Genomic DNA, 8,559 nt, shown 5'->3' with positions numbered 1-8,559 from the left:
AATAGTTATGGGTATTCTGGATTATAAAAGATAAAAATAAAAAACAGCCACTGACGGTATGGCTGTTTTTTTATTGCATGCAATTTTTTCTATAATAATTAAGCAATTCCGTTTACAGCTTTTGTTAAACGGGAAATCTTTCTAGAGCATGTGTTCTTGTGATAAACACCCTTGCTTCCTGCTTTGTTGATTTCAACGATTGCAACTTTTAATGCTGCTGCAGCAGCTTCAGCATCTTTGTTAGCTACAGCTGTTTCAACTTTCTTTACGCAAGTTTTTACTTTAGATTTGATTGCTTTGTTTCTAGCAGCTTTTGTTTCGTTTACTAAGATTCTCTTCTTTGCAGATTTGATATTAGCCAATTTGTCCACCTCCAATATCTTATATTTCGATTCTGTATCGATTTTACATTCGTTAGAGCCGGACACGGACGTTCTAACGAAACATACGAACTTATTTTAGGGCAAGGAATGAGTTCTGTCAATACATATTTCTGAAAATATTGTAAAAACTAGGAAATAAATAGGACTAAAGTGAGGATATATGGGATGATTGAAAAATATAATATCAGAACAGATCTGGCTCTGGAGGAAAAAGAACGATTTGAATCGGATCACGTAGAAATTCAAGGAGTATCGTTAAAAGAAGATTATGATGAAGAACGTGAGATTAAAGTAACGACTGTTAAAATCGAGACGGAAAATGGAGCAAAAATCATGGGGAAACCGGTGGGTACCTATATTACAATGGAGGCACCGAATATGGCTGTTCCAGATGAAGATTATCATAAAGAGATAGCAGAAGAGTTAAAAAGATTTCTGGAATACTTTGTCAAAAAAGATAAAGAAGATTATTCTATTTTGGTAGTAGGGCTTGGAAATCGTAAGGTTACACCAGATGCGTTAGGCCCATATGTTGTAGATAATCTGAATATTTCCCGGCATATTGCAAAGGAATACGGAAAATATGCTATGGGAGAAGATGAAATCTGCCTTACCAGTGCGATTGTACCGGGAGTTATGGCACAGACTGGAATGGAAACTCTTGAGATTGTCAAAGGAATTACGCGGGAAACGAATCCGGATATGGTGATTGCTATTGATGCGTTGGCTGCCAGAAGCTCTCGAAGACTTAATCGCACGATTCAGATCTCAGATACAGGGATCAATCCAGGGTCAGGCGTGGGCAATCATAGAAACGCTATTACAAAAGAGACCGTTGGAATTCCAGTAGTTGCTATCGGGGTTCCAACTGTGGTGGATGCTGCGACTATTGTAAATGATACCATGGAGAACCTGATCTCTGCATTAGAAAGCTCTGAGACATTGCGGGGTGTCGGGGTGGTCATGCAAGGTTATAATGCAGCGGAAAAATATGAGTTAGTGAAGGAGTTGATATCTCCACATTTAAATGGTTTGTTTGTGACTCCTAAGGATATTGATGAGACTGTGAAGAGAATCAGTTATACGATATCGGAAGCGCTGAATCTGTTGTTTTCTAAAGGACATGCACATAAATAATCCAGGTGGGTCATATAGTGTTAAGACATAAAGTACGAAAAGTGCTGCCAAAATGACAGGCAGCCCTACTTTGACTGGAGTGAATATTGTGAAAACAAAATGGCAGATCAGTCGGATTGCAATACTTGTGATCACCGGAATTTTAATCATATATGTCTGTGTGCAGATGACGGAATTTGATAAAATAAATTGGAATGAACAGATACGGGTTGGGAGTATTTGTTTGGAACAGGCGGAAAAAATGTATCTTACGGGATTCACATATCTGGAAAATGAGCAGGGGAGTTCATTGATAGACTGGATGGCAGAGAGTGTGTTGAAAATGATTCCACTTGGGACATATGTGGAAGAAAAATCGATGTTGTTTACGGATGTGGAGGATCAGGAAACATATCAGATGATATTGGAAAAACAGGCAAATGATGAAAATATGGTAGATGAAAACGGAAATCTGATTCAGCAGACTTCACAAGAAGAATCTGTTCAGACTTCAGGAACACCAATTGATACATCTATGGAAAAATTGATGAATTTTGAGTATCTGATCAGCAATTTTTATACAGTAGATTCTAATACGATGATTGATCAGGATTTGTTAAATGTTGAAAAATTAATGGGAATGGACATGACAATTGATCAGTCTGCTGCCGGTCCAAAAGTTCTGATTTATCATACGCATTCCCAGGAAGCATTTGCAGATTCTGTAGAAGGGGATACCAGTACAACGATAATGGGAATGGGTGCTTATCTGGCAGAACTTTTAAATAACACCTATGGAATCGAGACGATTCATCATGAAGGAGTGTATGATCTGGTTAGTGGGAAGCTTGACAGAAGTATGGCGTATCAGCTGGCAGAACCAGAGATCCAGAAGATTCTGCAGGATAATCCAACGATAGAGGTTGTGATTGATCTTCATAGAGATGGTGTGGCGGAGGGAACACATCTTGTGACAGAGATTAATGGTAAGCAGACTGCACAAATTATGTTTTTTAATGGGCTGAGCCGAACAAGAGCCAATGGAAATATCAGTTATCTGCCCAATCCTTATATTGAAGATAATCTTGCATTTTCTCTTCAGATGCAGATTGCAGCTACGAAAAAATATCCTGGATTTACCAGACATATTTATCTGAGAGGATATCGATATAACATGCACTTTAAACCGAAAACGTTGTTGATTGAGGCCGGGGCTCAGACCAATACTGTGGAAGAAATGAGAAATGCTATGGAGATTCTGGCATCAACACTAGATAGTGTACTTGTGAAATAAAATATGTTTGAAACAGACTACATTTTGTGCTAAGATATTGGCAGTATGGAAAAGTATGTAAAATGATAGAAAGGATATATGGGAATGGCGAAAAAAAATACATATGATGCAGATAGTATTGCCATATTAGAGGGACTGGAAGCGGTACGGAAAAGACCGGGAATGTATATTGGTAGTGTATCTACGAAAGGGCTGAATCATCTGATCTATGAGATTGTTGACAATGCTGTAGATGAACATCTGGCGGGATATTGTTCAGAGATCCGTGTAACACTTGAAAAGGATGGTTCTGCAACTGTCTCAGACAATGGACGTGGAGTACCGGTGGATCTGCATTCGACTGGTGTATCAGCAGCCCGTGTTGTATATACAACGCTGCATGCCGGTGGAAAGTTTGATGATTCTGCTTACAAGACCAGTGGCGGACTTCATGGAGTCGGCTCTTCTGTTGTCAATGCATTATCTACTTATATGGATGTTGAAATCAGTCGGGATGGATATGTCCATCATGACCGGTATGAGAGAGGAAAGCCGGTAATTGAGCTGGAGGATGGACTTCTGCCGAAGATTGGAAAGACAAGAAAGACTGGAACAAAGGTTAATTTTCTGCCAGACGATACTATATTTGAAAAAACAAAATTCCGTGCAGAGGAAGTAAAAAGTCGTATGCACGAAACGGCATATTTGAATCCGACACTGACGATTGTATTTGAAGATAAAAGAGGCAGTGAGACGGAGCGTATTGTATATCATGAACCGGATGGGATTCTTGGCTTTATTCAGGATCTGAATTCCAAAAAAGAGGTTGTTCATGAACCTGTGTATTTTAAAGGAGAAGCAGAAGGCATTGAAGTTGAAGTGGCGTTTCAGTATGTGAATGAATTTCATGAAAATGTCCTTGGTTTCTGTAATAATATATATAATGCAGAGGGTGGCACACATCTGACTGGGTTTAAGACTACATTTACAACTGTTATGAATCAGTATTCCAGGGAACTTGGGATTCTAAAAGAAAAAGATGCGAATTTTACAGGGGCAGATGTAAGAAATGGAATGACCGCAATTGTTTCCATCAAGCATCCAGATCCCAGATTTGAAGGACAGACGAAGACAAAGCTGGACAACCCTGATGCCGCAAAGGCTTGCAGCAAGGTGACGAATGATGAGATTATTCGATTTTTCGACCGTAATCTTGAGACGTTGAAAAAAGTAATTGGCTGTGCAGAAAAGGCTGCGAAGATTCGTAAGACAGAAGAACGCGCAAAGACGAATCTTCTGACAAAGCAAAAATATTCTTTTGACAGTAATGGGAAACTTGCAAATTGCGAAAGCAGAGATGCGAGCCGATGTGAAATCTTTATCGTAGAGGGAGATTCTGCCGGTGGCTCTGCAAAGACGGCCAGAGATCGTATGTATCAGGCAATTCTTCCAATCCGAGGAAAGATTCTGAATGTGGAGAAAGCTAGTATAGATAAAGTGCTGGCCAATGCAGAGATTAAAACGATGATCAATGCATTTGGCTGTGGCTTCTCAGAAGGATATGGCAATGATTTTGATATCAGCAAGCTGCGTTATGACAAGATTATTATCATGGCTGATGCCGATGTGGATGGGGCACATATCTCTACCTTGTTGCTGACGCTATTCTATCGTTTTATGCCAGAATTAATCTATGAAGGACATGTCTATATTGCCATGCCGCCATTGTATAAAGCTATGCCGAAAAAAGGGGAAGAAGAATATCTATATGATGATAAGGCGTTAGAGAGATATCGTAAGACCCATGATGGCCCTTTTACGCTCCAGCGTTATAAAGGTCTGGGAGAGATGGATGCCCAGCAACTGTGGGAGACAACCCTGAATCCCGAGACAAGGATCCTGAAACTGGTAGAAATCGAAGATGCCCGTATGGCATCCAGTGTGACAGAGATGCTGATGGGAACCGAAGTACCACCAAGAAGGACATTTATCTATGAAAATGCGACAGAAGCAGAGCTGGATATTTAAATTGGGTACACCCCATTTTTAAATTAGGGACGTAGTGTTTTTTAAAAATACTACGTCCCCAAAGGAGGTAATTATGCAAGATTCACAGATCATCAGAACGGAATATTCTGATGTTATGAAGAAATCATATATTGACTATGCTATGAGTGTTATTGTTGCCAGAGCGCTTCCGGATGTAAGGGATGGATTGAAACCGGTACAGAGGCGTACGCTGTATGATATGCATGAATTGGGTATTCGATATGACAGGCCATATCGAAAGTGTGCACGTATTGTTGGAGATACGATGGGTAAGTATCATCCGCATGGGGACAGTTCTATCTATGAAGCGCTGGTGGTGATGGCGCAGGATTTTAAAAAGGGCATGATTCTGGTAGACGGACATGGTAATTTTGGATCTATTGAAGGTGACGGAGCTGCTGCCATGCGTTATACGGAGGCTCGTCTGGCAAAGATTACGCAGGAAGCTTATCTGGGAGATCTGGATAAGGATATTGTAGATTTTGTACCAAATTTTGATGAGACAGAAAAGGAACCTGAGGTGCTTCCTGTGCGTATTCCGAATCTTCTGGTCAACGGAGCAGAGGGAATTGCTGTAGGTATGGCAACCAGTATACCGACCCATAATCTTGGGGAGGTCATTGATGCGGTCAAAGCCTACATGAAAAATGATGAGATCAGCACGAAGCAGTTGATGAAGTATGTAAAAGGGCCTGATTTCCCAACAGGGGGGATCGTGGTAAATAAAGATGATCTTCTGGATATCTATGAGACGGGAACCGGCAAGATTAAGATTCGCGGGAAAGTAGAAGTAGAGGAGATGAAGGGCGGCAAGAAACGGCTTGTTATCACAGAGATCCCTTATACCATGATAGGTGCCGGAATCGGAAAGTTCCTGAATGATGTATGTGCTCTGGTAGAATCAAAAAAAACCAGTGACATTGTGGATATCTCCAACCAGTCATCGAAAGAAGGTATTCGAATTGTCATTGAACTGAAACGTGGAGCAGATATCGAAAATCTGACGAATATGCTCTACAAAAAGACTCGTCTGGAAGATACTTTTGGTGTCAATATGCTCGCAGTTGCAGATGGCAGACCTGAGACCATGGGATTGAAGAAAATCATAGAACACCATGTGGATTTTCAGTTTGAGATGGCCACCAGAAAATATAAGAATTTATTAAAAAAGGAACAAGATAAAAAAGAAATCCAAGAGGGTCTGATCAAAGCATGTGATGTTATTGATCTGATCATTGAGATTCTTCGCGGCAGCCAGTCGGTCAAAGATGCAAAAGCATGTCTGACCAGCGGTATTACGGATAATATTAAGTTCAAATCCAGTATTTCTAAAAAAATGGCAGCTATGCTTCGGTTTACAGAACGACAGGCTACAGCAATTCTTGAAATGCGCCTGTACAAATTGATTGGGCTGGAAATAGAAGCTCTGATGAAGGAACATGATGAGACTCTGAAAAAAATTGCTAGGTATGAAGATATTCTAAATAATTATGATTCAATGGCAGAGGTCATTATCGCAGATTTAGAACAATTGAAAGCAGAATTTTCCAGAAAGCGCCGGACGCAGATCGAGAATGCAGAAGAGGCGGTTTATGAGGAGAATAAGATCGAAGAGCAAGAGGTTGTCTTCCTGATGGATCGTTTTGGTTATGCAAAGACGATTGATACCAATGCTTATGGAAGAAATAAAGAGGCGGCAGATACGGAAAATAAATATGTGATTTCCTGTATGAATACCGGAAGAATCTGTCTATTTACGAATACCGGAAAAATGCATCAGATTAAAGTATTGGATTTACCATATGGAAAGTTCCGCGATAAAGGATTGCCGGTGGATAATGTGAGCAATTACGACAGTACACAGGAAGAAATCGTATATATCTGTGATGCAGAGCAGATGCGTTATGCGAAGCTGTTATTTGCTACAAAGCAGGGCATGATTAAGAAGGTGGAAGGAACTGAATTTCAGGTAGCGAAAAGAACGATTGCAGCGACGAAACTTCAGGCGGATGATGAAGTTATGAGTGTTCAGGTGATCAATGAAAATCAAAATATTGTACTGCAGACAAAAGAGGGATATTTCCTGCGCTTTTTAGCCGAAGAAGTCTCTGAAAAGAAGAAAGGTGCAATCGGAGTCCGTGGAATTAAACTGCAAAAGAAGGATGAACTGGAGAGGGTATATTTATTTGAAGATGGGGTAGAGACAAAAATCCCATATAAGGATCGTGAAGTGACCTTGAATCGTCTAAAGCTTGCAAAACGAGATGGGACTGGAACAAAGAATCGAGGATAAAGGAGAAAAAATATGATACAAGAAATTGCTCCATATCAATATCGAAACGAATATCGGCCAATGCCGCCGGAAAAACATAGCATCTTATTGTGCTATGAAGGGCGAAATATATTGGTGAAACAAAAAGAAGGAGAGATTTCTTTTCTTACTTTTGAAGAAGCAGAGGCTTATGTTGATGTTACAAAACTCTATCAAGAGTACATATATTTATTTTCCATTGCTGATGTGAGATTTTATCTGGGCAGTCATATTTCTTATGATAAGATTCCAGAATTCGAAATGGAAGATACACAGATACTTCGTACAGCAAGACCAAAACATCTGCAGTTCGCGGGTGTGACGGGATGGCAGTTATACCGCTGGTATCAGTCACATCGTTTTTGTGGACGATGTGGGAAACCTATGGTACATGATGAAAAAGAACGGATGATGCGCTGCCCAGAGTGTGGCCTTATGGAATTTCCAAAGATCTGTCCGGCTGTCATCATTGCTGTTACGCATGGAAATAAGATATTGATGTCAAAATATGCAGGCAGGGCATATAAGAAATATGCACTGCTGGCAGGATTTGCGGAAATCGGGGAGACGATTGAAGAGACGGTCCGCCGGGAAGTCATGGAAGAGGTCGGATTAAAGGTCAAAAATATTACTTATTATAAAAGCCAGCCGTGGTCGTTTACCGATACATTATTAATGGGATTTTTTTGCGAGCTGGATGGAGAAGCAGAGATTACATTGGATAAGGAAGAGCTTGCTCTTGCAGAATGGTTTGAACGGGAGGATATCCCGGTGAAAGCAGAAGACTTAAGCCTGACGAATGAGATGATGATGGTATTTAAAGAAGGGAAAATATAGAAAAACCCTTGATTTTGCAGAAGTATGGTGTTATACTAGCTTATAGTTACATAATGAAGTCGGCAGAAGAGTGAACGTAAAGTTCACTCTTCTTTGTTGATAAGGAGGAATTTTACATTGACAAAAAGGGAACTTTACGAACAAAAAACCGAAGAGATTCTGTTACCGATTGTGGAAGAAAATGGATTTGAGCTGGTGGATGTAGAGTATGTAAAAGAAGGAAGTACATGGTATCTTCGAGCATACATTGATAAACCGGGAGGTATCAATATTGATGACTGTGAAGTAGTAAGCCGCAGACTTTCTGATATCTTGGATGAGAAAGATTATATCGATGATGCATACATCCTGGAAGTCAGTTCGCCGGGGCTTGGAAGACCGTTAAAGAAAGAAAAAGATTTTAAAAGAAGCCTGGGTGAAGAAGTTGAGATTCGAACTTATCGTATGATAGATAAACAGAAAGAATTTACTGGAATTTTAAAAGACTATGATGAAAAAACGGTTACGATTGAGATGGATGATGATACAACAAAAACATTTGAAAAAAGTGACATCGCTCTGATTTGTCTGGCATTTGATTTTTAAATTAG

7 protein-coding genes are annotated in these 8,559 nt (G+C 40.0%); 6 read left to right on the top strand and 1 reads right to left on the bottom strand.

Annotated features, from left to right (window positions below; genetic code table 11):
- Positions 1-98 precede the first annotated feature (98 nt).
- The gene (gene rpsT, locus ACQRD1_RS08305; protein ID WP_235231551.1) at positions 99-362 is read right to left on the bottom strand and encodes a 30S ribosomal protein S20; all 264 of its coding nucleotides are present in this window, start codon (positions 360-362) and stop codon (positions 99-101) included.
- 186 nt (positions 363-548) lie between these two features.
- On the opposite strand from rpsT, the gene gpr reads away from it, so the two are divergent.
- From gpr to rimP, 6 genes are all read left to right on the top strand, one after another.
- Entirely contained in the window at positions 549-1,520 is a 972-nt protein-coding gene (gene gpr / locus ACQRD1_RS08300; protein ID WP_235231550.1) for a GPR endopeptidase, read from the top strand.
- An 88-nt stretch (positions 1,521-1,608) separates the two neighbouring features.
- Positions 1,609-2,793: a stage II sporulation protein P gene (locus tag ACQRD1_RS08295; protein WP_235231549.1), complete on the top strand. Its 1,185-nt coding sequence runs from the start codon at positions 1,609-1,611 to the stop codon at positions 2,791-2,793.
- A gap of 84 nt (positions 2,794-2,877) precedes the next feature.
- Positions 2,878-4,800, top strand: a complete 1,923-nt coding sequence (locus ACQRD1_RS08290) for a DNA gyrase/topoisomerase IV subunit B (RefSeq protein WP_235231548.1) — start codon at positions 2,878-2,880, stop codon at positions 4,798-4,800.
- A gap of 73 nt (positions 4,801-4,873) precedes the next feature.
- Entirely contained in the window at positions 4,874-7,114 is a 2,241-nt protein-coding gene (locus tag ACQRD1_RS08285; RefSeq protein WP_347376306.1) for a DNA topoisomerase (ATP-hydrolyzing), read from the top strand.
- Positions 7,115-7,126: 12 nt separating this feature from the next.
- A complete protein-coding gene (gene nudC, locus ACQRD1_RS08280) occupies positions 7,127-7,969 on the top strand; it encodes an NAD(+) diphosphatase (protein WP_235231546.1) in 843 nt (280 codons plus the stop codon).
- A gap of 117 nt (positions 7,970-8,086) precedes the next feature.
- Positions 8,087-8,554, top strand: coding sequence for a ribosome maturation factor RimP (gene rimP, locus ACQRD1_RS08275; protein WP_427787228.1), 468 nt, complete (start codon positions 8,087-8,089; stop codon positions 8,552-8,554).
- Positions 8,555-8,559 lie beyond the last annotated feature (5 nt).

It is taken from the genome of Bariatricus sp. SGI.019 (assembly GCF_050315235.1).
GTDB lineage: Bacteria > Bacillota > Clostridia > Lachnospirales > Lachnospiraceae > JAFBIX01.
The sequence above is the reverse complement of the archived record's forward strand: the minus strand, read 5'-3'. Positions and strand labels throughout refer to the sequence as shown.